This is a genomic window from Prauserella sediminis (assembly GCF_014195435.1).
GTDB lineage: Bacteria > Actinomycetota > Actinomycetes > Mycobacteriales > Pseudonocardiaceae > Prauserella > Prauserella salsuginis.
Window position 1 is genome coordinate 3,544,532 of the sequence record NZ_JACIBS010000001.1, and the last position, 25,403, is coordinate 3,569,934.

Here is a 25,403-nt window from a genome sequence, read left to right on the forward strand (position 1 = left end):
GTGACGAACCGCCGCAAGCGGGTTCGTAGACTTACCGGCTGTGACGGAGAACGCGAACCAGCAGCACACGGACCTTCCCACCGCCTGGAACCCGGCCGACGAAGAGGCCGCCCTGTACCAGCGCTGGGTAGACGCGGGCTACTTCACCGCCGACGCGTCGTCTGACAGGCCGCCGTTCTCCATCGTACTGCCGCCGCCGAACGTCACCGGCACCCTGCACATGGGCCACGCGCTGAACCACACGCTCATGGACGCCATGAGCAGGCGCAGGCGGATGCAGGGCTACGAGGTCCTGTGGCTGCCGGGCATGGACCACGCCGGTATCGCCACGCAGAACGTCGTCGAACGGGACCTGGCCAAGGAGGGCGTCTCCCGCCACGACCTCGGCCGCGAGAAGTTCGTCGAGCGCGTCTGGGAGTGGAAGAACGAGTACGGGGGCAAGATCCTCGACCAGATGAAGCGGCTCGGCGAGAGCATCGACTGGTCCCGTGAACGCTTCACGATGGACGACGGCCTCTCGCGCGCCGTGCAGACGATGTTCAAGCTCCTCTACGACGAGGGACTGATCTACCAGGCCGAACGCATCATCAACTGGTGTCCGCGGTGCATGACGGCGCTGTCGGACATCGAGGTCGACCACTCCGACGACGACGGCGAACTGGTGTCCATCCGCTACGGCGAGGGCGAGGCGTCGGTCGTCGTCGCCACGACGCGTGCCGAGACGATGCTCGGTGACACGGCCGTCGCGGTGCACCCCGACGACGAGCGCTACCGGCACCTGGTCGGGACCGAGGTCGAGTTGCCGCTCACCGGCAGGCGCATCCCGATCGTGGCCGATGAGCACGTAGACCCCGAGTTCGGCACCGGTGCGGTCAAGGTGACGCCCGCGCACGACCCGAACGACTTCGAGATCGGCCGGCGCCACGACCTGCCCATGCCGTCGATCATGGACGAGCGCGGGGTGGTCACCGCGTCGGGTCCGTTCGAAGGCATGGACCGGTTCGAGGCACGCCCCGCGATCGTGGCCGCGCTGCGGGAGGACGGCCGGATCGTCGCGGAGAAGCGGCCGTACGTCCACGCCGTCGGTCACTGCTCGCGCTGCGACACGGTCATCGAGCCGCGGCTGTCGCTGCAGTGGTGGGTCAGGGTCGGCCCGCTCGCCGAGGCCGCGGGTGACGCCGTGCGTGACGGCCGGGTGCAGATCCACCCGCCGGAGCTGGCGAAGCGCTACTTCGACTGGGTCGACAACATGCACGACTGGACGATCTCCCGCCAGCTGTGGTGGGGGCACCGGATTCCGGTCTGGTACGGCCCGAACGGCGAGCAGGTCTGCGTCGGCCCGGACGAAGAGCCGCCGTCCGGAGAGGGTTGGTACCAGGATTCCGACGTGCTCGACACGTGGTTCTCGTCTGGCCTGTGGCCGTTCTCCACGATGGGCTGGCCCGACGACACCGCCGACCTGGCGAAGTTCTATCCGACGACCGTGCTGTCCACCGGCTACGACATCCTGTTCTTCTGGGTCGCGCGGATGATGATGTTCGGCCTGCACGGCATGCGGGAACGCGGCGCCGAGCAGTCCGTGCCGTTCCAGCACATCTATCTGCACGGCCTGATCCGTGATCAGTACGGCAAGAAGATGTCGAAGTCGAAGGGCAACGTTCTCGACCCGATCGACTGGATGGACAACTACGGCGCCGACGCCACGCGGTTCACGCTCGCCCGCGGCGCCAACCCCGGCACGGACATGGCCCTGGCCGAGGACTGGGCGGCCGGGTCACGCAACTTCTGCACCAAGCTGTGGAACGCGGCGCGGTTCGCGATCATGAACGGTGCGACGACCGCGCGCCCGCTTCCCGCGGTCGAGGACATGACCGAGGCGGACCGTTGGATCCTGGGCCGGCTGTCCACGGTTCTGTCCGAAGTGGATGAACTGCTCGAGGATTTCCAGTTCGCCAAGGCCACGAACACGCTCTACCACTTCACGTGGGGTGAGCTGTGCGACTGGTACATCGAGCTGGCCAAGGTGCAGCTGTCGGGCGAGAGGGCCGACGACACCCGTGCCGTCCTCGGGCACGCGCTGGACACGGTGCTGCGCCTGCTGCACCCGTTCGTCCCGTTCGTGACCGAGCGGCTGTGGACGACGTTGACCGGGAGGAAGTCCCTGGTCGTGGCCGACTGGCCGACGGGCGAGCTGCTGCCGGCTGCCGACCCGACCGCGGAGGGCAGGATCGGTGATGTGCAGAAGCTCGTCACCGAGGTGCGCCGGTTCCGTTCCGATCAGGGCCTCAAGCCGGGCCAGAAGGTGGCCACGCGGTTGACCGGCGCCGGTTTCGAGGCCATTGCCGCCCACGAGCAGGCCGTCCGCTCGCTGGCCAAGCTGACCGAACCCGGCGACGAGTTCACGGCCACGGCGTCGATCGAGGTCGCGCTCGCCGACGGCACCGCCGCGGTCGAGGTCGACACGTCGGGCACGATCGATGTGGTCGCCGAGCGCAAGCGGCTCGAGAAGGACCTGGCGGCAGCGGAGAAGGAGCTGAAGCAGACCGAGGGCAAACTCGGCAACCAGGCGTTCCTCGACAAGGCGCCCGCCGACGTGGTCGACAAGATCCGCGTACGCCGTGACACGGCGGCCGCCGACATCGAGCGCATCACCGCGCGGCTGGAGTCGCTGCCCGCGTCCTGACCCTCAGGTGCCGTTCCTGCCGTGGCCCGCGACTCCGCGTCCAGCGGAGGAGCGGGCCACGGGTGTTCCGGTTCGAGGGTTCGAGGTGGGCTCCGCCCCGGGTTCGGGACGCCGGTGTCAGGACATCGCGTCCAGGGTCCGTCGGATCTCCGTGGCGATGCCGTACATGCCTGCGGCGTTCGGGTGGTACGACATCGCGACCAGAGGATTGGTGTCCTTGCCCTGGATCCACGCCTGGAGCCCCGCGCACGCGTCGTGGCCGTAGGACGCCGGGTACATGTCCACAAAGGATGCGCCGTGGTGCTCGGCCGCCGTCCGGAGTGCGTCGTTCAGCGCCATCTCGATCTCGTCAGCCCACGCGAGGTCGCCGTCGGCGAACGGCAGGACGTCCGGACAGGTGACACCGGTTTCGGGGGCGGGGACGATCCGCGGATAGCCCACGACGAGCACCGTGGCGTGCGGGGAACGAGCCGTGATCTCCTCCAGTACCGCGGCGACCCGGCTCCCGGTGCGAGCCACGGCCTCGGCCAGGGTGTCGGTGCCGGCCTCGGTGAAGTGCTCCCGGCAGGGGCTTCCGGAGGGGTTCTCGTCCCGGAGCTTGGGGCAGGTGCCGATGATGTCGCCGAAGACGCCCTCGTCGTTGCCGCCGACGCCGAGCGTGACGAGGTCGGTGTCGGGCCGCAAGGACTCGAGTTGGGGCGAGTTGGTGCCGAGCGGGGTGTGCTGCGGTTCGGTCATGTGACCGGTGGTCGCGCCGCCGCAGCTCACGTCGTGGAACGTGTCGGCCCGCGTCTGAACGGCGAGCACGGTCGGGTAGTTCGTCGTCGATCGGGCGCAGCCGAGCGGTGGGGTCGGTTTGGGCAGCGGGATCAACGGGCCCGAGGTGTAGGAGTCGCCGAGGGCGACGTAGTGCTCGAACCGCGGTTGCCACGCGGTGGCAGACGCCGACGGGGTGGCCGTGAGCGTCATGGCCAGCGCGAGAGCGAGTGTGCCGAGTGCGGTCACAACCCGTGCCGTCGGCCGGGCGCCGCGCGCGGTGACGGCGTGGGGGAGCCGATGGTGCCGTCGACGGTGTGACGGGTGGTGGGTGTCGGTGTGGTCGGATCGCTGTGCCGGCATGTGTCCCCGATCGCCGTCGAACAGGCCTGTTATGTCCTATCCGTCGGCGGATGCCGGTGACCAGACGGCGAACGTGTAGACACCATCGCCCGACCTGCTGATGCCGCGATCACGACCGGTGACCGGTGCGCGGAACTTCGCGTGAACGCAGGAAACCGCCTACCGCAGGTCTGCCGGCATCCCGGTCACCGAGAGCCCCACTGGGCGCACTGAGACCGTGCCGTCCCGCATACGAGGCGAGGCCCGGTTGCCGCCGGTCGTCCAGCAGCGCGGGGCCTGGTCGTGATCGGCCAATGTTGTGGGACGTGACCGTCAGCAGCGTGGCTGCGCTGGTGCGGCCGGGGCCACCTAGGAACCGGGTCGAGCGGCCGCGTCGGGGGCTCGCTCGGCCGGTGTGCCGGCGGTACGGAGCGGCGACAGCACGAGCAGCACCGCGGCGCCGAGGGTGATGCCCGCGAACACCCACACGGTCGCACGAAGCCCGATCGTTTCGCCGAGGACGCCCCCGCCCAGCGCGCCCACGGGTGCCGTGCCCCATGCCAGGAACCGGATCCCGGCGGTCACGCGGCCGAGTAGCCGGTCGGGACAGATCGCCTGCCGGTAACTGACCTGGACGATGTTGTACACGGTCATACCGTGACCGAGGGCTGCCAGCGCACCGCCGACGAACCAGGCTCCGGCGCCCGGCTGTGCGAGCCCACCCACAATCGGCGGAAATCCGGCTGCCGCCACGGCGATTCCTGTCGCATCCGGCGAGTGTTCCGAACTGATTGGAAAGCGTCAATCAGTCCCGTATGTCAGCTACGTATGCTGGGCGGATGGGAGCGGGGCGACGGACAGCGACCGAGGCCGAGGCGAATGCACTCGCCTCGGGAATACGCCTGCGCATCATCCGGTTGACCCATCACGAGGCACTGACCAACAAGGAGATCGCTCGGCGGCTCGACCGGGATCCGGCAACGACGCTGTATCACGTGCGCAAACTCGTTGCCACGGGCTTCCTCGTCACCGAGGTGGAACGCCGGGGGGCGCGTGGTGCGAAAGAGATTCCGTACCGGTCGACCGGCTTGTCGTGGCGGCTGAGTGGCCCGTGGAACGCGCCGGTGGAAGACGCGATGCTCGAGGCGTTTCTGACCGAGATCGCGGACCTCGAACCGGCAGCGCTGCACCAGACGCGTGCGGTCGCCCGGTTGCCGGAAGCCCGCCTCGCCGAGTTCCGCGGCCGGCTGGCCGAGCTGATTGACGAGTTCGCAGCCGGTGACGAGGAGGACGCACCACCCGAGTCTGCCGCCGAGCAGCCGGGTGCGACCGCGATCTACCTGGCTCTGTACCCGAGCGGGTAAACGGGTCGGAGAATTCGACGGAACGTGGGATGATGGACCCGGAGGAGCCGCATACGCGGTGACGACATTCGACATGGAGGCTTGTGAGTAACCCGAATCGCGGCGACGTACTGACGTCGCAGGCGGATCTGCCCGCCGAATCGCTGGACGAGGTGTTCGACGACGCACCGTCGACCGGCGAACTGGAGCTCGAGGACCGCGCGTCGCTGCGCCGGGTCGCCGGGCTGTCCACGGAACTGTCCGACATCACCGAGGTCGAAAACCGGCAGCTGCGGCTCGAGCATGTCGTGCTCGTCGGTGTGTGGACCGAAGGCACGGCTGCCCAGTCGGAAGCCTCCCTCGAAGAACTCGCCAGGCTTGCCGAGACGGCGGGCTCCACGGTGCTCGAGGGTCTGGTGCAGCGGCGCAACCGGCCCGACCCGGCGACGTACGTGGGCTCGGGGAAGGTTCGCGAACTCGCCGACATCGTCGCCACCACCGGTGCGGACACCGTCATCTGCGACGGTGAGCTCTCGCCCGGCCAGCTCCGCCAGCTGGAGGACAAGCTGAACGTCAAGGTCGTCGACCGCACGGCCCTGATCCTCGACATCTTCGCCCAGCACGCGCGGTCGAAGGAGGGCAAGGCGCAGGTCGAACTCGCACAGCTGCAGTACCTCATTCCGCGACTGCGCGGCTGGGGTGACACGTTGTCCCGACAGGCCGGTGGTCGTGCGGGTAGCAACGGCGGCGTGGGGCTGCGCGGACCGGGTGAGACCAAGCTCGAGATCGACCGCAGGCGCATCGGCAAGCGCGTGGCCAAACTCCGGCGCGAGATCTCGGCGATGGACACCATCCGCGAGACCAAACGCGGCCGCCGTGTCGCGAACGACGTGCCGAGCGTGGCGATCGTCGGCTACACCAACGCCGGCAAGTCGAGCCTGCTCAACGCCGTCACCGATGCCGGTGTGCTCGTCGAGGACGCGCTGTTCGCCACCCTCGATCCGACGACGCGCCGGGCCGTCACCCCCGACGGCAGGGCGTACACGCTGACCGACACCGTCGGTTTCGTCCGGCACCTGCCGCACCAGCTGGTGGACGCCTTCCGCTCGACGCTCGACGAGGCGGCCGACGCCGACGTGCTGCTGCACGTCGTTGACGGTTCCGACCCGGCACCCGAGGAACAGGTGCAGGCGGTCCGGACGGTGCTCGCCGAGATCGGCAGCAAACGTTCCGAGTCGCTGCCGCCGGAACTGATCGTCATCAACAAGGCCGACGCCGCCGACGCGGTATCGCTGGCCCGCCTGCGGCACCTGCTTCCGGACGCGCACGTCGTGTCCGCCCGGACGCAGGAGGGCGTCACGGAACTGGTGGCGGAGATCGCCGATCGGCTGCCTCGTCCGGAGACGCTGGTCGACGTGCTCGTGCCGTACGCGCGCGGTGAACTCGTCGCACGGGCGCACGCCGAAGGCGAGGTGCTGACCGAGGACCACACCGCCGACGGCACTCGCCTGTGCGCACGTGTCCACGCGGATCTCGCCGGTGCGCTGGACTCGTACCGCATCGAGGGCGCCGACGTGACGGAACCGGCCGACGCGGGCGCTGTCGGCGAACCGGCAGGCTGACGACCCGGCCTCGAGGGACAGTGACCACACGTTCGCCGATGCCCCGTTCGACGAGGCCGTGTTCGATGGAGCCGTGTTCGATCGAGCGCACCACGGGGCGCCGGCGCGCGTGGCGAATGCGCGGGACGTTCGCGGTCGTGACGGCGTGTGTCGCCGTGGTGCTGGGCATTCCCGCGGCCGTACCGGCGGCGGAGGCACAGCCCCACGGCAACGGCCCGCCTGAGCCCGGGGCCGTGTGCCGGATCGACGATCCCGCCGTGGACGAGGCATCTGGGCTGGTCGCCGGTGACGGCCGGTGGTACGCCGTCAACGACGGGGGCACGGTCCTGCGCGTCTACGCGCTCGACCGGGGCTGCGCCGTCACCGACGTGATCACCGATCCCACGGACCCGTACGACGTCGAGGATCTCGCCAGAGCGGCCGACGGCACGTTCTGGCTCGCCGACATCGGCGACAACCGCTCGGCCCGCGACACCGTGGCGTTGCACGCGCTTCGCCCGGGAGATGGATCGACGCTCTACCGGCTCACGTATCCCGACGGTGCGCACGACGCCGAGGCCGTACTCCTCGACCGGGAGGGCACGCCGTACATCGTCACGAAGAGCGTGACCGGGACATCGGGCGTGTACCGTCCTGCCGCGGCGCTGCAGAGTCCAGGGCCGACGCCACTCGAACGGGTGGGCTCGGTGACAGTCCCACCGACAGGCACTCCCGGTGGTCCCGTGGGCACCGCCGGGACACTGCTCATCACCGGCGGCGCGACGAGCCACGACGGACGGGTCGTCGCGCTGCGCACCTACACGGACGCCTACCTGTACCCGGCACCCGACGGCGACGTCGTCGCTGCGCTCCAGCGCGACCCGGTGAGAATCCCACTGCCCGGCGAACCCCAGGGGGAGGCCATCGCGTTCCAACCCGACGGCACTCTCGTGTCGGTGAGCGAAGGAGTGGGCAACCCCGTTCGCGTCGTACGCGACGCCACCGACCTCGTCACCGGCTCCGGAGGCGGCGGACCAGAGCGGGACGGATCAGCGGGTGACGGCACCGACGACGATGCCCACGCGAAGGGAGGCAGGGGGCCGGCCGGGCCGGACGACGGCCGGCGGGCGGATCGAGGGTCTGCCGGCGATGCCCAACGTCACGGCGATGCCCAGCGTGACGGCGATGCGTCCGGCTTTCCCCCCGTACCGGTCGGTGTGGGCGCGCTCGTGATCGGACTACTCGGGGCGATCCTCGTGGTCGTCCGTCGTCGCAGATCGTGACGTCGGTGCGCGGCACACCGGGTCACGACGGCACCCTCACAGTCGGCGCAGTACCGCCACGACCTTGCCGAGGATCTGCGCATCGTCCCCGGGGATCGGCTCGTATGCCTCGTTGTGCGGCAACAGCCAGATGTGGCCGTCCTTGCGCTTGAACGTCTTGACGGTCGCCTCACCGTCGATCATGGCCGCGACGATCTCGCCGTTCTCCGCATCCTCCTGCTGGCGGACGACGACCCAGTCGCCGTCGGTGATGGCCGCGTCGACCATGGAGTCACCGGTGACGCTCAGCAGGAACAGATTGCCCTCACCGACCAGATCCTTCGGCAGTGGGAAGACGTCCTCGACCGCTTGCTCGGCCAGTACCGGGCCGCCTGCGGCGATACGACCGAGGATCGGCACGAACGCGGGGGTTGGCCGGTCCTCGGAGGGATTCAGCTTCGAGATCGAGTCCGTGGTCAACATGCCCACGGCGCGAGGACGATTGGGGTCTCGTCGCAGGTAGCCCTTGCGTTGCAGCGCTCCGAGCTGGTGGTGCACCGACGAGGTCGACGTGAGACCGACGGCCTCGCCGATCTCACGCACGCTCGGCGGGTAGCCGTAGCGGTCCACCCACCAGCGGATCACCGCCAGCACGCGCTGCTGTCGTGGGGTGAGGCCTTCTTCGGTGACTTCCGGCAGGTCGTGGACAGTGCTGCCGGGACCGCGCTTGCCGCCGGCCTCGTCGTGGGTCTTGCGTGCCACCGTGTCGCCTCCCAGTCGCGGGCAGCGGGTACGGCTGCCCGGTGATCGCGGTGCCGTGCGGCAGCCGCGTGTCGTCGTGTGCTCGGTCGTGTTCGGCGGGCCGCGACAGGCCGTGATGGCCGGATGGCACGCCGTACATCTCCGACGCTAGCCTCCCCGGCCGCGAATCTCAAACATCTGTTCGAGGGACGCGCCGTGTGGGTCTCGATTTTGTCAGACCCGGGTGGTAGACATCGTACAGGCGTTCGATCGACCGGATGTTCGAGGAGGTGGCCATGCCGATGGTACTGCAGCGGGAGCAGCCGCTGGAGCGCGGGCATGCGAGGTATAGCAGGCCGGAGCGGTCCGGCGAGCCGGGTGATTCTCCCGGGTCCGCCGGCTTCGCTCCGGGTGTCGAGGCGGACCGAGCGCGGAGACGTGGACGCGGCGTGTTCGAGAAGGTCCACGGTGCGCGTGCGGGTCGGGATGCGGACACGGTGTCCACGTCGATCGGCGGCGGCGTTCGCGACCGGCGAACGGTCCGGTGGGTTCGTGTCGTACCCGCCGATTCCCGTCGCCCGCCGACGAGGCGCGGTCCCGTCCGGCCGCATACGCGTATTCCGGTGCGCGCGTGTGCTCGGACGCGGATCACAGCGCAGGGGTGGCTGTTGATCGCCGTGGCGGTGGGCGTGTTCTCCTTCGTCGTGGCGTCCGGGTTCGTCGCCAACGCGCTCGCCGGTCTCGGCGGCTCCGGTGCCGGCGAGGTTCCGGCGGAGACGGCGGTCGTGTCCGTGGGTGCGGGGGAGTCGCTGTGGGACATCGCCGAGTCCACCGCACCCGAGGCGGATCCGGCGGCCGTCGTCACACGGATCGAGCAACTCAACGACCTGGCCGGCGGCGCGGTGCGCACGGGTACCCCGTTGGTGGTGCCCGTCGGACCGTGACTGCCGTGGCACGTCTTCCTGCGGTTTCCCTGGGACGTCGCCCGGACCAGCTCCCCCGTGACGGTGAGCTATGTCGGTGATCACCCGTCGGATGGCTGTGTCAGCTTGCGCGGCGGGTGGGTGCACTCCTAGAGTCAACCCCCACATCTAGTAGTTACACGGCTGTAGTTGGTCCACAAATTGGGGTAAACTCGGACAGGGTTATCCACAGCTCGTCGGCCTTCGCCCACCGGGTATCCACAGATTGATCACCAGGATCGCCCTGGTGAACGACAGTCCTCGCCGAGTCTTCGCGGCCGATCACGTCATCGGGTTCCGGGATCGGTGGGGCTCGAGAGTCGTCGGCGGTGCGTCAGGGCACGCCGGCAGCCGGTGTCGCGAGACGTGGCCCGGCGATGGTTGCGGCGCACGGTGCGCCGGCGCCTGTGATGGGGAGGTGGTTCGGTCATGCGGTGTCCGTTCTGCAGGCATGCCGATTCCCGCGTCGTCGATTCTCGTGAGGTGGATGAAGGGCAGGCGATCCGGCGCCGGCGTTCGTGCTCGAAGTGCGGTCGCCGGTTCACGACCTCGGAGTCGATGGTGCTCGCCGTCGTCAAGCGCTCCGGGGTGACGGAACAGTTCAGCAGGGACAAGGTCATCCGGGGCGTGCATCGGGCCTGCCAGGGGCGCCCGGTCGACGACGACGCGCTGCAGCAGCTGGCGCAGCGGGTCGAGGAGTCGATCAGGGCCGCCGGCGTGGCGGAGATCCCGAGTCACGAGGTCGGTCTGGCGATCCTCGGTCCCCTGCGGGAACTGGACGCTGTGGCGTATCTGCGGTTCGCGAGTGTTTATCGCGCGTTCTCCTCCATCGAAGACTTCGAGAAGGAGATCACGGACCTTCGGCAGGCGATTGCGGATTCGGTCGACTGAGGTTCCTCGGTCGACAGCGGGAGTAAATGCGGACGACGCCCCGGCGTCGCCGCTTGGTGCCAATCGCGGGAGTGGGAGTCATGACAGAAACGGTCGGAGCCGGCGCCGAGGCCTCGAAGACGTCGAAGAAGCGGTCCGGTGGCGGCGGTGGCACACGGAAGGGCCTGCGGGTCCAGCGTGTGTTCACGACCGAGGGGGTGCACCCGTACGACGAGGTCACGTGGGAGAAGCGTGACGTCGTCATGACCAACTGGCGCGACGGGACGGTGAACTTCGAACAGCGGGGCGTCGAGTTCCCCGAGTCCTGGTCGATCAACGCCACGAACATCGTCACCAGCAAGTATTTCCGGGGCGCCGCCGGCAGCCCGGAGCGGGAGAGCAGCCTCAAGCAGCTGATCGACCGCGTCGTGAAGACCTACGTCGCCTCGGGCACCGAACACGGCTACTTCGCCTCGCCCGCCGACGCCGAGATCTTCGAGCACGAGCTCACCTGGATGCTGCTCCACCAGGTGTTCAGCTTCAACTCGCCGGTCTGGTTCAACGTGGGCACCGCGTCGAAGCAGCAGGTCTCGGCGTGCTTCATCCTCTCGGTCGACGACACCATGGAGTCGATCCTCGACTGGTACAAGGAAGAGGGCCGGATCTTCAAGGGCGGCTCGGGTGCCGGTCTGAACCTCTCGCGGATCCGTTCCTCGAGGGAGCTGCTCTCGTCGGGCGGTACGGCATCGGGCCCGGTGTCGTTCATGCGCGGCGCCGACGCCTCCGCGGGCACGATCAAGTCCGGTGGGGCCACCCGCCGCGCCGCGAAGATGGTGGTGCTCGACGTCGACCACCCCGACATCGAAGAGTTCATCGAGACCAAGGCCAAGGAGGAGCACAAGATCCGGGTGCTCCGCGACGGCGGGTTCGACATGGACCTGGGCGGCTCCGACATCGCTTCGGTGCAGTACCAGAACGCGAACAACTCGGTGCGCGTGTCCGACGAGTTCATGCGCGCCGTGGAGTCGGACGACAAGTTCGGCCTGCGCGCCCGCACCACCGGTGACGTCATCGACCAGACCGAGGCGAAGCCGCTGTTCCGGAAGATGGCGCAGGCGGCCTGGGAATGTGCCGACCCGGGGATGCAGTACGACGACACGATCAACGACTGGCACACGTGTCCCGAGTCCGGCCGGATCACCGCGTCCAACCCGTGCTCGGAGTACATGCACCTCGACAACTCGAGCTGCAACCTGGCATCGCTGAACCTGCTGAAGTTCCTGTCCGACGACGGGTCGTTCGATGCACCGCTGTTCGCGAAGGCGGTCGAGCTGGTCATCACCGCGATGGACATCTCGATCTGCTTCGCCGACTTCCCGACCGAGGCGATCGGTGACACCACGCGGAAGTTCCGCCAGCTCGGCATCGGTTACGCCAACCTGGGCGCGCTGCTCATGGCGACGGGCCACGCCTACGACTCCGACGGCGGCCGTGCGCTCGCCGCGTCGATCACGTCGCTGATGACCGCGGTGTCGTACCGTCGCTCCGCCGAGATGGCCGGCGTCGTCGGCCCGTACGAGGGCTACGCCCGCAACGCCGAAGGTCACCAGCGGGTCATGCGCAAGCACGCCGCGGCCAACGAGCTCGTACGCACGCTGCACCGCAACGACGCGAACGTGCGTGCCCTCGCCACGGACGAGTGGAAGCGCGGCATCGAGATCGGCGAGCGCTCCGGCTGGCGTAACGCTCAGGCGAGTGTGCTCGCGCCCACGGGCACGATCGGGTTCATGATGGACTGCGACACCACGGGCATCGAGCCGGACTTCTCGCTGGTGAAGTTCAAGAAGCTCGTCGGCGGCGGGTCGATGCAGATCGTCAACAACGCGGTGCCGCGCGCACTCCGTGCCCTGGGCTACCAGGAGGAGCAGGTCGAGGCGATCGTCGACTACATCGCCCAGCACGGACACGTCATCGACGCCCCGGGGCTGCGGAGCGAGCACTACGAGGTGTTCGACTGCGCCGTCGGTGAGCGGTCCATCGCGCCGATGGGACACGTGCGGATGATGGCGGCGGTGCAGCCGTTCATCTCGGGCGCGATCTCGAAGACCGTCAACATGCCGGAGTCGGCCACGGTCGACGAGGTCGCGGAGATCTACTTCGAAGGCTGGAAGCTCGGGCTGAAGGCGCTGGCGATCTACCGGGACAACTGCAAGGTCGGCCAGCCGCTGTCGACCGGCAAGCAGGAGAAGGGTGAGGCGGAACCGGAGAAGGTCGTGGAGTACCGCCCGGTGCGCAAGCGCCTGCCGAAGAAGCGGCCGAGCCAGACGGTGTCGTTCACGGTCGCGGGCGCGGAGGGATACCTGACGGCCGGTTCGTACCCGGACGACGGTCTCGGCGAGATCTTCGTCAAGCTCGGCAAGCAGGGTTCGACCCTCGCAGGCGTGATGGACGCCTTCTCGATGTCGATCTCCGTGGGGCTGCAGTACGGCATCCCGCTCGAGTTCTACGTGCAGAAGTTCCAGAACCTGCGTTTCGAGCCCGCGGGCATGACCGACGACCCGGACGTGCGGATGGCGACGAGCGTGCTCGACTACCTGTTCCGCAGGCTCGCGCTCGACTACTTGCCGTACGACAAGCGGGCTCAGCTCGGCATCTTCACCGCCGACGAGCGCTCGGCGCAGGTCGAGGCCGACTACAGCGGAGGCGATTCCGAGGGCGACGGTGTCGACCTGGAGACACTGCGCAGCACGGTGGACTCCGGTGGAACGCAGGTGGCCGAACAGTCCGCCGATGAGACAGCCACCTCCGGGGATGAGGCGCACACGACCACGGAACTGGTGGAGTTGCAGCTCGGCAAGGCCGCGGACGCGCCGCTGTGCATGACGTGTGGGACCAAGATGCGCCCCGCGGGTTCGTGCTACGCCTGCGAGGGCTGTGGCGCCACGTCGGGTTGCAGCTGATCCGAAGGGTGGTAGCTGGGCCTAATGGCGGTAGCTGATCCGCCGACGAGTCGGCGGTAACCGGCCGGCGTGACCGATGGTGAGGGCCGGGGATCACGACGATCCCCGGCCCTCACTCGTACGTCGGCGACTCGCCCGTCGGCGCGATCGGTTCGTCGTCACCCACGCGTGTTGTGCCCGATATCGTTCGTTGTGCGATATTCGCGACGGTCCAGTTCAGTGTGTAAGGAACTTTCGGCCGTAGGTGCCTACCTGTGGGTGCACTTAGCGTGAACGCGGTCGCTGCATCGGGTGGACCGACTCCGCGGAGTGGTCGCCTGGTGGGTGACCGGAGTACGTCACTTCACCTGCTCGTAGGACGACCACCTATGGAAGGGACGGCATGACCAAGCTGAGGACAGGATTGCTGACCGGCCTTGCCGTGTCGGCACTGACAGTGGGACTCGCGGCACCCGCGGCGGCGGACGAGGGCTCCGATGCGCTGCTGCGGCCGGGCGGTCACGTTCCGGCGGCCGAGTCTCCTGTGGAGATCAACTGTGAGGTTCCCGCGGACGCCGACGACGACGTTCTCGTCACCATCGAGAACGTTCTCGACGCGGAGGAGGCCAGTGAGAAGGTGCGGCTGGCCACCTATGAGGCGGCGTGGGTGGAATCGCATGCCAACGATCTCGACTGCGGACACGCGTCGTCGATTGGCGTGTTCCAGCAGCGGCCCGACTACGGTTGGGTCAACGCGGGCGATCCGGAGCTCGCGACGTACGACTTCCTGCACGGCAATCCGTCGGACGGTACGGCGGGTGCGATCGAGATCGACGCGGCGAATCCCGACTTCACCGCGGGACAGGTCGCGCAGTCCGTGCAGCGATCGGCCTACCCGGACCGATACGACGAAGCCGAACCGATCGCGCTCGAGCTGGAGGAGCGTGCTCAGGAGCTCAACGGCGAGTTCTCCGCCTGACACCGCACCGGAACGCGGTGATGGGCCAAGGAGCCGCCGGTGACGCGATCGGAGTGGTGACCACCGCAACGGCGGGGCCGGAGACCGACATCGTCTCCGGCCCCGCCGCTGCGCCACCCTCACGCTGTGTGGGCCCCTGTCGTGCGGTCCACGGTGGTGCGGGCCGGCGTGGTGCGGTCCACCGTGGTGCTGGCCACGTCAGTCGCCGAGCCGTTCCCACAGGAATTCGTAGGCCAGCGCCGTCTTGAAGGCCAACTGTGCGTTGTCGGCCGCGCCGCCGTGGCCACCTTCGATGTTCTCGTAGTAGCGGACGTTCTCGGGCGCATAGCCGGATTCGAGCAGCCGCGCCACCATCTTGCGCGCGTGGCCCGGGTGCACCCGGTCGTCGCGTGTTGACGTGAGCATCAGCAGCGGGGGATAGGAGTGTCCACTCCGGACGTTCTGGTACGGCGAATAGGAACGGATGTAGTCCCACTGCTCGGGGTCGTCGGGATCACCGTACTCGGCCATCCACGATGCCCCGGCCAACAGCAGGTGGTAGCGCCGCATGTCGAGCAGGGGTACCTGGCACACGATCGCGCCGAACAGTTCGGGATACCGCGTGAGCATCACGCCCATGAGTAGTCCGCCGTTGCTGCCGCCCTGGATGCCGAGCCGGTCCGGCGTGGTGATGCCGCGTTCGGTCAGATCCCGTGCCACGGCGGCGAAATCCTCGTAGACGCGGTGTCGGTGCTGTTTGACGGCCTGGTTGTGCCAATCCGGTCCGTACTCGCCGCCGCCGCGAATGTTGGCGAGCACGTAGGTGCCGCCCCTGGCGAGCCAGCCGCGGCCGACGACGGCGCTGTAGTACGGCGTCTGAGACACCTCGAAGCCGCCATAACCGCCGAGCAGCGTCGGCCCCGGTGCCGCGCCGGGGGAACGGACCACGAAGTACGGAACTGCGGTGCCGTCGTCGGACGTGGCGAAGAACTGCTCGGTCGTGAGCCCTGCGGCGTCGAACCGCGCCGGAGCCTGCTTCACCGTCTGGTACTCGCCTCCGACGTCTCCGTGCAGGAGCGAGGACGGCTGGGTGAACCCGGTTACCTCCAGCATGATCGCGTCGTCGATGTCCGGTTCGGTGTCGACCAGGTCGACGGTCCCGACATCGGGAACGCCGGGGAGCGGTTCGTCGCGCCAGCCGTGTTCGCCGGGGGTGAGTACGCGCAGTCGGGTCTTCACGTCGCTGAGGGTGCCGACGACGAGGTGGTTGCGGGTCCAGGCGTAGTAGTCGAGCGAGGTGTGGGCGTCCGGGGTGAACAGGGCCGTCATCGTGGTGTCGCCGGCGAGGAACGCGTCGAGACGGGCCACCAGGAGCGAGCCGGCGGGGTGGTCACCCCACGGGGAGCGAGTGCGCACCAGCAGCCATTCCCGGTGCAGTGACGCGACGGCGTCGTCGGGCACGTCGATCCGCACGAGGCCGTCGCCCGTCAGCAGGTGTAGCTCGCTGCGGTAGAACTCGATCGTCCGGCGGACCAGGTCGCGTTCCCACCCCTCCGTCGGGTCGTGGACACCGCGAACGGCGACGTCCTCGGGTTTCCCTTCGAAGACGGTCTCGGCGTCGGTGAGGGGCGTGCCGCGCTGCCAGCGTTTCACCACGCGCGGGTAACCCGACGCGGTGAGCGAGCCGTCGCCGAAATCCGTGCCGACGTAGATCGTGTCGGCGTCGATCCAGCTGACGGAGCTTTTGGCCTCCGGCAGCTGGAACCCGTCCGGAACGAACTCCCGGCGCTGCAGGTCGAACTCGCGCACCACCGCCGCGTCGGCGCCGCCGCGGGAGAGTTCCACGAGGCAGCGGTCCAGCGACGGCCGGAGCACCGTGGCGCCCTGCCACACCCAGTTCTCGCCCTCGGCCTCGGCCAGCGCGTCGACGTCGATGAGCACGTCCCACTCCGGTTCGGCCGTGCGGTACTCATCGAGCGTCGTGCGGCGCCACAGCCCGCGCGGGTGCTGCGCGTCGCGCCAGAAGTTGTAGAGGAACTCGCCCCGTCGCACGACGTACGGAATGCGGTCGTCGGCGTCCAGGGCCTCGCGCAGCTCCTGCTGCAGAGCGGCGAACCGAGGCCGGTCGGTGTAGGCGGCCGTCGTCTCGTCGTTGCGGGCGCGAACCCAGTCGAGGGCGCGTTCGCCGGTCACGTCCTCGAGCCAGAGGTACGGGTCGTCGGGGGTTGTGGCGGGGTCGGGCGCGTCGGTCATGACCACAGTCTGCCAGCAGGTGCGGAGAGTCAATTGTGGCCGAGGGAGCGGGCCAGCGCCTGCGCGCCGGCGGTCAGCGCGTCCCGTGCCGTGGCGAAATCGGTGTCACCGGGAAGGACCACGGGCAGGGCGACGACGAACCGGCCGCCCGCGCCGACGACACCCGTCGTGTTCAGCACCACGTCGTCGCCGACCGGCATCCAGCCCTGTTTGACCGCCACGGTCGCGTCGCCGAACGCCGTCGGCAGGCCGAACCGCTGGTCGAAGCCGTCGGCGGCGGTCGCGTCGAAGTGGGCGAGCGTGCCGAGCACCGCGTCGCGCGCAGGCCGGGGCAGGTCGTGCTGCAGGTAGGTGTAGGTGCGCACGATGTCACGGGGGCTCATGCGGGTCAGCTCCCACTCATCGGCCTCGCCGGGCGGCGTCGTGGAGTCCAGTCCGATGAGCGAGGCGGTGCGGCCGATGATGGCGGCGCCGCCGAACTCGTCCCACAGCCGCGTCGCTGCAGCATCGTCGCTGGCCGACAGCATCGTCGTCAGATCGGAGCCCGTGTCCCCGCCGGGCACGCGCCAGTCGTGGGCACGCAGCACGTCGACGGCGATCAGCAGCTTGACGACGGAGGCGGTGTAGAAGGGCTCGTCGGGGCCGGCTCCGACGACCATCGCGTCGGTGTGCCGGTCGTAGACGGCCAGCCCCGGCCTCGAACCGGGCACGACACCGCGGACGGCTCCGACGACGGCCGCGGCAGCCTGCTCGCGGTCGTGTGCGGTGGTCGGCGGTTCGAGTGTTGCGCGGTCGCTGCTTCGTCCGGGCGCGGCCGCGATCACGGAGCGGCGGGTGTCCCCTGCGGAATCGTCCGAGGTTCCGCCTGCGGTGAGGGTGATGCCGGCGGCCAGTACTGCACCGGCGACGACACCTGCCGCGACGACGCGATGTCCCATGGCCCCATCCGACCACGTCTCGGCGCGTTTCGCCGGGCCCGGCGGCGCGGCGTGCGGCCGGAGTTCGGGGCGACGACGGGCGGTGATTCTCCCGCAGGGAGCGCAGTTCGCGCGATCTTGACAGCCCTCGGGATCGGCGGAAGGGTCGGGCCGCTCGTGTGCGCGCACCGAGTGCACCGTCCCTGCCCGACGAGCCGATCGAGGTGTTTCGTGTTGAGAGCCAGAGGGAGAGCCAGACGTTTCGTTCCGTTGCTGGCGGCGGCCATCGCACTGCCGTTGCTCGCGCCCGCGGCGGCCGCGGGATCGCCGCAACGGCCCGTGTTCGCCGGCGGCGAGGCACAACCGGTGTTCGATCCCGGCGACGTCGTGCGGGAGAACCTGTGGGTACGCGCTCCGGTCGACAGTGACCGCGACGGCGCCGATGACGAGGTGCACGTTCGCGTGGTGCGGCCCGCCGAGACCGAGCACGGCGTGCGGGTACCGGTGGTCTACACCGCGAGTCCCTACTTCTCGGGTGGCAACGACGTGCAGAACCACGACGTCGACGTGGAACTGTACGTGCCGCGCGCGGAGATGACGTCGCGGTACGAGGACTATCTGCTCTCCCGCGGTTTTGCGGTGGTGTACGCCGAATCGCTCGGCACCGGCGGGTCGACGGGCTGCCCGACGACAGGGGGTGAGAACGAGACGATCGGTGCGAGGTCCGTCGTGGACTGGCTGAACGGGCGTGCGCCGGCGCGCGCCGAGAGCGGTGATCCGGTACAGGCGGACTGGACCACGGGGAAGACGGCGATGATGGGCGTGTCCTACAACGGGACGCTGCCGAACGCTGTCGCGAGCACCGGGGTCGAGGGCCTTGAGACGATCGTGCCGATCGCGGCGATCTCCGAGTGGTACGACTACTACCGGGAGAACGGCGCCGTCGTCGCGCCAGGGGGTTATCAGGGTGAGGACGCCGATGTGCTCGCCGAGTACGTCTACACCCGCGACGACAGGGAGATCTGCCGGCCCGTGATCGACGAGCTGGCACGTCGGCAGGACCGGGTCACCGGCGACGACAGTGACTTCTGGCAACACAGGTCCTATCTGGACGACGCGGGCAACGTGCAGGCCTCGGTGCTGGCCGTGCACGGCCTTTCGGACTGGAACGTGACGCCGAGCCAGACCGTGCGCTGGTACGAGGCGCTCGCCGACCACGGCGTCGAACGGAAGATCTGGCTGCACCAGTTCGCGCACACGGACCCGTACGGCGTGCGCAAGGAGGCGTGGCTGCGGACGCTGAACCGGTGGTTCTCGCACTATCTCTACGGCATCGACAACGGCGTCGACGCGGAACCGCGTGCGACGATCCAGCGTGAGGACGAGTCGTGGCACGACGAGGCGGATTGGCCCGCGGCCGGTGCCGAGGACGCGCGACTGCACCTGCGTCCGGGCGGTGACGGTGTCGGCGGGCTGTCGCCCGACGGTGCGCAGCACGGCCGACCGGTGACGGAGTCACTGACCGACGACGCATCGAAGAAGGTCGAGCAGCTCGTGGACGCGGAGACGTCCCCGCATCGGCTGCGCTATGCCACCGAGGCCGTCCCGAATGCGGTGCGGTTGAGCGGAACACCGTCGGTGGACCTGCGTGTCTCGTTCGACCGGCCCGCGGCGAACGTGACCGGCGTCCTCGTCGATCGCGCTCCGGACGGCAGCTCGCACGTCATCACACGCGGCTGGGCGGATCCACAGAATCGGCACGACCGCGCATCGACGCGGCCGGTGCGGCCCGGGCAGTCGTACCGCCTGTCGTTCGACCTGCAGCCGCAGGATTACGTGTTGGACGAGGGGCACCGTCTCGAGTTCGCGGTGCTCTCCAGTGACCACGACTTCACGTTGCGGCCGCGGCCGGGCACCGGGATCACGGTGGACGTGAAGCACTCGTCGGTCACGGTTCCCACCGTCGGCGGGGCCGGCGCGGTCCAGTAGGTGTCAGGCCGGGCCCGGCCTCAGTCCGACCGGCGCCGGGTTGGCCTGGGCAGGGGGGCGGTGCTCGGGGCGAACGAGGCCACAGGGCGAACGAGGCCACAGGGCGAGTGAGGTCCAGGCCGAACAGGAGGGGCCGGGCCGGTTTCCGAATCGGCCCGGCCTCCTGCCTTGCGGGTCGGCCGCCGGTGGCGGGCGCGGCACCCTAACGCCTGCCACCGACAGTTCCGCGTTCCGGCGTCGGCCCGGCCGCGAGTTGTCCACGTCGTACGAGCGTGTCCACAGATTTCCCGCGGTGCCGCCCGACGCGTTCGCGCCGCCGCATCGTGGAGGCATGAGCACTTCATCGACGACCAATCCCGACTTCGGCACGCGGGTCGACCTGCGCAGTCCGGAACAGCTCCTCGCGGCCCTTCCGTATCTGCTCGGGTTCACGCCCGCCGATTCTCTGGTGCTGCTGGCGCACGCACCGGACGGCCCTGAGGCCGACACAGTCGGCCACGTCATGCGCGTCGACATCCCGGATGTGGCGGCGGTACCCGAGTTGGAGCCGCCGCTGCGCGTCCCGCTGGCGGATGCCGCGGCCGTGACCGTCGTACTCGTCGGCGGTGTAGCACCGGACGAAGGGCCTGCGCACCGCGACGTGATGCGGGCGCTGACCGCCGTGATGACCGATCTCGGCGTACCGATCAACCACGCGCTGTGGGCATCGGAGATCCGGCTCGGGGCGCGCTGGTGCTGCTACGGGGACGAAATGTGCGGCGGTGAACTGCCGGATCCGACGGCCTCGACCATGGCGGCGGTGACGACGCACGCGGGACAGTTGACCTACGCCAGCCGGGAGGCGATGGAAGGCGCGTTGGATCCGGAAGAGGCGACGGTGCTCGCTCGGCGGGCGGCCCTGCTGGACCTGGCCGCCTCTCGCGACGAGACGGACCCGGCCTGCCGCGACGAGGAGATCGAGAACGCCTGTGCACTCGTCGGCGACGTACTCGCGCGGTTCCGGAGCGGGGTGGGCGGCACCGGGCCCGTGTTGTCCGATCGGGAGATCGTGGAGCTGGCACGTGCCCTGACGCACCACGAGGTGCGGGACGCGTCGTTCGGCGTGTGCTGGCCACCGCGAAGCGATCTGGCCGTGGCCGCCGAGCGCCTCTGGACCGTGCTGGTGCGCGGCGTTCCGGCCCCGGAGCGGGCGGAAGCGGCGTCACTGCTCGCCTACACCGCCTATCTCCGCGGCGACGGTCCGCTGGCCGGGGTCGCCGTGAGGAAGGCGCTCGAGTCGCATCCGGGGCACACGCTGGCTCAACTCCTCGACCGGGCGCTGGCACACGCCGTGCCGCCCGAGACGCTCGCCGGCCTCGCGCGGAACCGGGGAAGGCACTTGGCGCTTCGTGCCGGCGGGTCGGGTGCGCCCGGCGCGACCCGTGGACCGGGAGGCGCCGGGCCGTAGGTCACCGGCGGCCCGCGGAACGGCGGTCCTGCGTGAACCGCCATGCGTCGGCCACGATCCCGTGCAGGTCTGTGTGCACAGGCTTCCAGCCCAGGTCCGCACGCGCCTTCTCGGACGACGCCACGAGCACGGCCGGGTCACCGTCCCGCCGCGGTGCGACGGCCGCCGGGATGTCGTGCCCGGTGACCTCGCGACAGGTGTCGATCACCTCGCGCACGGAGAAACCGGTCCCGTTGCCGAGGTTGTAGATCTCGTGCCGGCCTTCACGGGCGTGTTCGAGCGCGAGCAGGTGTGCGTCGGCGAGGTCGGTGACGTGGATGTAGTCGCGGACCGCGGTGCCGTCGGCGGTCGCGTAGTCCTCGCCGAAGATCTGGACCTGTTCACGGTCGCCCGTGGCGACCTGCAGCACGATCGGGATCAGGTGCGTCTCGGTGGCGTGGCGCTCACCGAACGCGCCGTGGGCGCCGGCGACGTTGAAGTACCGCAGGCTGGTCGCCGCGAGGCCGTGGGCGCGAGCGTAACTGGTGATCGCGTAGTCGATGGCCAGCTTCGTCGCACCGTAGGTGTTCGTGGGCCCGGTCGGGGCCGTCTCCGGGATCGGACTGACGTCCGGTTCGCCGTAGGTGGCGGCGGTCGAGGAGAACACCAGCCGAGGCGTGTTGTGCGTCCGCATCGCGTCGAGCAACCGCAGGGAGGTGAGGACATTGCCCCGCCAGTAGAGGCCTGGGTCCTGCATGGACTCGCCGACGAGCGACTTCGCCGCGAAGTGCAGCACGCCGTCGAAGCCCTGGCTGAGCAACGTCTGGGCGACGTCGGCGGCGTCGCCCTGGATGAAATGGACTCCGTCCGGAACCGCGTCGGCATGCCCCGTGGACAGGTCGTCGACGACGGTGACGTCGTGACCGGCTTCGACGAGCCGGGCGGCGCACACGCTGCCAACGTACCCGGCGCCGCCGGTGACGACCAGCTTCATCGGACTGCGGGACAGGGCCGGGTCGGTGGGCATGTTCCGGGCCTTCCTGATCGGGTGCGAACGGTGGACGGGTGACATCCGGCCGGGCCGGTGGACCGGTGTCGCCGCGCCGCTGTGGTGGGCCGCCGTCGCCGGGCCAGAGCAGTGTGCCGGCAAGCGAGCCGACGACTGGACCGACGACAGTGTGCCGCAGCCCTGTCGTGCCGCTGTGGCGAGGTCGTCACCGGTCGCGGCCGGCTCCGGCGGACGGCACGGCGACGAACATGCGCGGTCTGCGGTACCCGGCCGTGTCGAACGCCGTGGTCACGGCCGCTTCGACAGCGTGGCGATCGTTCTCGCGGACCAGCGCGATGGCCGACCCGCCGAAGCCGCCGCCCGTCATGCGAGAGCCCAGCGCGCCCGCCGTGCGCGCCGTGTCGACCGCGAGGTCCAGCTCGGGACAGGAGATGCGGTAGTCGTCGCGCATGCTCACGTGTGAAGCGTCCAGCACGGGCCCGATGTCGGCGATCCGGCCGTCCCGCAGGTACCGGGACGCTTCGAGCACGCGTGCGTTCTCCGTGACGATGTGCCGGACGAGCGGTACCAGGTCCGCAGGGAGCCGGTCGAGGGCGTCGTCCAGGGTGTCCGGGGTGACATCGCGCAGCGCGGGCAGACCGAGCAGCCGCGCGGCCTTCTCGGTGCCGGCCCGCCGGTCGCCGTACTCGGACCCGCCCAGCGAGTGCTTGACCTGCGTGTCGATGACGAGCACCGACAGGCCGGCGCCCGTCGCGTTGAACGGCACCTGCTCGGTGTCACCGGACCGGCAGTCGAGGAAGAGCACGTGCCCGTCGACGCAGCACATCGACGCCGTCTGGTCGAGCGAGCCGGTCGGGACGCCGACGAACTCGTTCTCGGCGCGCTGTGCCCACCGCGCGATCTCGGCGCGCCGGGCCGCCTGCTGGTCGTGCTCGCCCGCCAGGCCGAGCAGTGCCATCGCCGTGGCGCATTCGATCGCGGCGGACGACGACAGCCCGGCTCCGGTCGGCACGTCCCCGGCGATCACCAGGTCGGCGCCCCGGTCGACGGTCCAGCCGTCCGTCTCGGCGCCGCCACCGATACCGGCCTCGCGCAGCACCCAGGCCACGCCTGCCGGATAACCGGACCAGCCGTCCGGCGTGCCGGGCCGCAGATCGGACACGGCCACGGGCGCCCCGGTGTGGACGCGACCGTCGGAGCCCACGGTGGCGAACGTCAGCTTGCCGTCCTCGCGGGGCGCGGCAGCGGCAGCGAGACGGTGGGGAAGTGCGAACGGCAGCACGAACCCGTCGTTGTAGTCGGTGTGCTCGCCGATGAGGTTCACCCGTCCCGGAGCCGACCACACCCCTGCGGGTGCCCGGTCGTGGACGGATCGGAACGCGTCGTCGGCGGTGTCGGCGGGGCCGGCCGCCGTCGCCTGGTCCGAGGCCGTCACCGGGTCTGAGCCAGAACGGCGTGCAGGACGTTCGTGTTCACGGTGCCCGAGGCCGCGTCGTCCGACACCTCGACGGAGGTGCCCGCGTTCTTGCCGACGTGGACCGTCCGGCCCGGCACGATGCCGACCGCCTTGAGCTGCGCCATGAGCGTCTCGTCGCTCTGCACGTGCTCGGCGATGCGGCGGATCTCGACCTTGCCGCCACCCGAGCGCGCCACGTCGTCCAACCGCACGAGGTCGGCCTCCGCGGGCGGGGCGGGTTCGCCGCCGTCACCGAGTTTGTCAAGGCCCGGGATCGGGTTGCCGTACGGCGAGGTGGTCGGCTGGTTCAGCAGTGTGACGAGCTTGCGTTCCACGGCTTCGCTCATCACGTGTTCCCAGCGGCAGGCCTCGCTGTGGACGTGTTCCCACTCCAGGCCGATGACGTCGACGAGTAGCCGCTCCGCCAGCCGATGCTTGCGCATCACGGCGATCGCGAGCTCGCGTCCGTGCTCCGTCAGCTGCAGGTGCCGGTCGTCTGCCACGACGACCAGGCCGTCCCGTTCCATGCGCGCCACTGTCTGGCTCACCGTCGGACCGCTCTGCTCCAGCCGCTCCGCGATTCGTGCGCGCAGCGGGGTGACACCTTCCTCTTCGAGCTCGAAGATGGTGCGCAAGTACATCTCTGTGGTGTCGATGAGATCGTTCACGCCTGTCCCCTTTGTTCGCCGAACTCATGGTAGTCCTCGCCCCCGACGAAGCGGTCGGCCGTCAGGTGCCGCGATCTCGCGCGGGTGGTGTGGTAATCACAGACCGGCGCCGCTGCGGAGCACCCGTCGGCAGCGCCGGAGGCCGCCCGCGCCGCTCCCTGAATGAGGGCTCCCTAGACAAGGAACGTCACCGATGCCCGAAACCATGCCCGATTCGCAGTCCGCGTCGTTCGGCCCGGTCGTCAGCACCGCCGAGCTGGCCGCAGCGCTCGACGGCCCGGCCGGCGAGCGGCCGGTGGTGCTCGACGTGCGCTGGCGGCTCCTCGGACCACCGGGGGCCGAATCGTACGCCGAGGGCCACGTGCCCGGAGCCGTGTTCGTCGACGTCGACACGGAACTCGCCGGTACGCCGGGTGCCGCGGGGCGCCACCCGCTGCCGGATCCCGGCGAGCTGCAGCGCGTGCTGCGGGCCGCAGGCGTGCGCAGCGACCGACCGGTCGTCGCCTACGACGATGCCGACTCGTCGGTCGCCGCCCGTGCGTGGTGGCTGCTGCGCTGGGCCGGCCACGACCGCGTGGCCGTGCTCGACGGCGGGTTCGCCGCCTGGCAGGCCGAGGGCAGGCCCGTGACCACAGAGATCCCCGCGCCGGCTCAGGGCGACGTGACCGTCGACCCCGGCCACCTGCCCGTGCTCGACGCCGACGGCGCGGCTGCACTGGCCCGTGAGGGCGTCCTCCTCGACGCGCGGGCCCACGAGCGGTACATCGGCGACCACGAGCCCGTCGACCCGCGCGGCGGCCACATCCCGGGCGCGCGCAACGCCCCATTCGCGGCCCACGTCGAGGCAGACGGACACTGGCGCAGCCCCGAGCAGCTGCGCGAACACTTCGCGCGCCTCGGCGTCGGCACCGCCGGTGCGGAGCCGGGAACCGCGGATCCGGCCACACCGGCAACGGGCACCGAACTCTCGAACACCGAGTCCTCGAACACCGAGTCCTCGGGTGCCGCGAGCCCGGGTCGGTCGGTCTCGGCGGCCGCGGCGTCGGCGGCGTCGGCGATGTCCGGTGTCGGTGCCTACTGCGGATCGGGCATCACGGCCAGTTCGGTCGTGCTCGCCCTCGAACGCGCGGGCTGCGAGCGGCCGGCCGCGCTGTACGCGGGCTCGTGGTCGAACTGGTCGGCGGACCCGAACCGGCCGGCCGCGACAGGCGACGAGCCGGGCTGATCT

General features: G+C 69.8%; 19 protein-coding genes. 11 read left to right on the forward strand and 8 right to left on the reverse strand.

The window, feature by feature from the left end; all coding sequences use genetic code 11:
* The first annotated feature begins 40 nt into the window (after positions 1 to 40).
* Positions 41 to 2,683 (forward strand): valine--tRNA ligase, encoded by a 2,643-nt coding sequence (locus tag FB384_RS16120; RefSeq protein WP_183783964.1) that lies wholly within the window; start codon positions 41 to 43, stop codon positions 2,681 to 2,683.
* Between the two features lie 117 nt (positions 2,684 to 2,800).
* Here the strand turns inward: FB384_RS16120 and FB384_RS16125 are convergent, their stop codons facing one another.
* Entirely contained in the window at positions 2,801 to 3,652 is an 852-nt protein-coding gene (locus FB384_RS16125; RefSeq protein ID WP_183785648.1) for an SGNH/GDSL hydrolase family protein, read from the reverse strand.
* A 498-nt stretch (positions 3,653 to 4,150) separates the two neighbouring features.
* Complete coding sequence (locus tag FB384_RS16130) at positions 4,151 to 4,534, reverse strand: MFS transporter (RefSeq protein WP_183783966.1); 384 nt, start codon at positions 4,532 to 4,534, stop codon at positions 4,151 to 4,153.
* A gap of 86 nt (positions 4,535 to 4,620) precedes the next feature.
* On the opposite strand from FB384_RS16130, the gene FB384_RS16135 reads away from it, so the two are divergent.
* The 3 genes from FB384_RS16135 (at position 4,621) to FB384_RS16145 (ending at position 8,008) form a co-directional block, all read left to right on the forward strand.
* Positions 4,621 to 5,145: an ArsR/SmtB family transcription factor gene (locus FB384_RS16135; RefSeq protein ID WP_183783969.1), complete on the forward strand. Its 525-nt coding sequence runs from the start codon at positions 4,621 to 4,623 to the stop codon at positions 5,143 to 5,145.
* Positions 5,146 to 5,297: 152 nt separating this feature from the next.
* The gene (gene hflX / locus FB384_RS16140; RefSeq protein ID WP_183785650.1) at positions 5,298 to 6,746 is read left to right on the forward strand and encodes a GTPase HflX; all 1,449 of its coding nucleotides are present in this window, start codon (positions 5,298 to 5,300) and stop codon (positions 6,744 to 6,746) included.
* A 116-nt stretch (positions 6,747 to 6,862) separates the two neighbouring features.
* Positions 6,863 to 8,008, forward strand: coding sequence for a hypothetical protein (locus tag FB384_RS16145; RefSeq protein WP_407676095.1), 1,146 nt, complete (start codon positions 6,863 to 6,865; stop codon positions 8,006 to 8,008).
* Positions 8,009 to 8,044: 36 nt separating this feature from the next.
* Here FB384_RS16145 and lexA read toward each other — a convergent pair whose 3' ends face one another.
* Positions 8,045 to 8,749: a transcriptional repressor LexA gene (lexA, locus tag FB384_RS16150; protein WP_183783973.1), complete on the reverse strand. Its 705-nt coding sequence runs from the start codon at positions 8,747 to 8,749 to the stop codon at positions 8,045 to 8,047.
* A gap of 647 nt (positions 8,750 to 9,396) precedes the next feature.
* Here lexA and FB384_RS16155 point away from each other — a divergent pair.
* The 4 genes from FB384_RS16155 to FB384_RS16170 all read left to right on the forward strand — a co-directional run bounded on the left by FB384_RS16155 (position 9,397) and on the right by FB384_RS16170 (position 14,478).
* Positions 9,397 to 9,672, forward strand: coding sequence for a LysM peptidoglycan-binding domain-containing protein (locus tag FB384_RS16155; RefSeq protein ID WP_183783975.1), 276 nt, complete (start codon positions 9,397 to 9,399; stop codon positions 9,670 to 9,672).
* Positions 9,673 to 10,119: 447 nt separating this feature from the next.
* Entirely contained in the window at positions 10,120 to 10,581 is a 462-nt protein-coding gene (gene nrdR / locus FB384_RS16160; RefSeq protein WP_183657185.1) for a transcriptional regulator NrdR, read from the forward strand.
* Between the two features lie 80 nt (positions 10,582 to 10,661).
* Positions 10,662 to 13,520, forward strand: coding sequence for a vitamin B12-dependent ribonucleotide reductase (locus tag FB384_RS16165; RefSeq protein WP_183783976.1), 2,859 nt, complete (start codon positions 10,662 to 10,664; stop codon positions 13,518 to 13,520).
* A gap of 382 nt (positions 13,521 to 13,902) precedes the next feature.
* Positions 13,903 to 14,478, forward strand: coding sequence for a hypothetical protein (locus tag FB384_RS16170; protein WP_183783977.1), 576 nt, complete (start codon positions 13,903 to 13,905; stop codon positions 14,476 to 14,478).
* Between the two features lie 198 nt (positions 14,479 to 14,676).
* On the opposite strand, the gene FB384_RS16175 is transcribed toward FB384_RS16170, so the two are convergent.
* Entirely contained in the window at positions 14,677 to 16,710 is a 2,034-nt protein-coding gene (locus tag FB384_RS16175) for a prolyl oligopeptidase family serine peptidase (RefSeq protein ID WP_183783978.1), read from the reverse strand.
* A gap of 29 nt (positions 16,711 to 16,739) precedes the next feature.
* Positions 16,740 to 17,648, reverse strand: a complete 909-nt coding sequence (locus FB384_RS16180; protein WP_183783979.1) for a serine hydrolase — start codon at positions 17,646 to 17,648, stop codon at positions 16,740 to 16,742.
* A 210-nt stretch (positions 17,649 to 17,858) separates the two neighbouring features.
* Between FB384_RS16180 and FB384_RS16185 the strand changes: the two genes are divergently transcribed.
* Both FB384_RS16185 and FB384_RS16190 read left to right on the forward strand, forming a co-directional pair.
* Positions 17,859 to 19,616, forward strand: coding sequence for a Xaa-Pro dipeptidyl-peptidase (locus tag FB384_RS16185; RefSeq protein WP_323985252.1), 1,758 nt, complete (start codon positions 17,859 to 17,861; stop codon positions 19,614 to 19,616).
* A 331-nt stretch (positions 19,617 to 19,947) separates the two neighbouring features.
* On the forward strand, positions 19,948 to 21,063 hold the full coding sequence (locus FB384_RS16190; protein WP_183783981.1) for a DUF4192 domain-containing protein: 1,116 nt from the start codon (positions 19,948 to 19,950) through the stop codon (positions 21,061 to 21,063).
* Position 21,064: 1 nt separating this feature from the next.
* On the opposite strand, the gene galE is transcribed toward FB384_RS16190, so the two are convergent.
* From galE to FB384_RS16205, 3 genes are all read right to left on the reverse strand, one after another.
* On the reverse strand, positions 21,065 to 22,069 hold the full coding sequence (gene galE / locus FB384_RS16195) for a UDP-glucose 4-epimerase GalE (RefSeq protein ID WP_183783983.1): 1,005 nt from the start codon (positions 22,067 to 22,069) through the stop codon (positions 21,065 to 21,067).
* Positions 22,070 to 22,256: 187 nt separating this feature from the next.
* On the reverse strand, positions 22,257 to 23,486 hold the full coding sequence (gene galK, locus FB384_RS16200; RefSeq protein ID WP_183783984.1) for a galactokinase: 1,230 nt from the start codon (positions 23,484 to 23,486) through the stop codon (positions 22,257 to 22,259).
* Positions 23,483 to 24,175 carry a metal-dependent transcriptional regulator gene (locus FB384_RS16205; protein WP_183783986.1) on the reverse strand — a complete coding sequence of 231 codons (693 nt, stop codon included), beginning with the start codon at positions 24,173 to 24,175 and terminating at the stop codon, positions 23,483 to 23,485. The genes galK and FB384_RS16205 overlap by 4 nt, the downstream gene beginning before the upstream one ends.
* Before the next feature lie 193 nt (positions 24,176 to 24,368).
* Here FB384_RS16205 and FB384_RS16210 point away from each other — a divergent pair, with 193 nt between their 5' ends.
* A complete protein-coding gene (locus tag FB384_RS16210; protein ID WP_228726042.1) occupies positions 24,369 to 25,400 on the forward strand; it encodes a sulfurtransferase in 1,032 nt (343 codons plus the stop codon).
* The last annotated feature ends 3 nt before the right edge of the window (positions 25,401 to 25,403 follow it).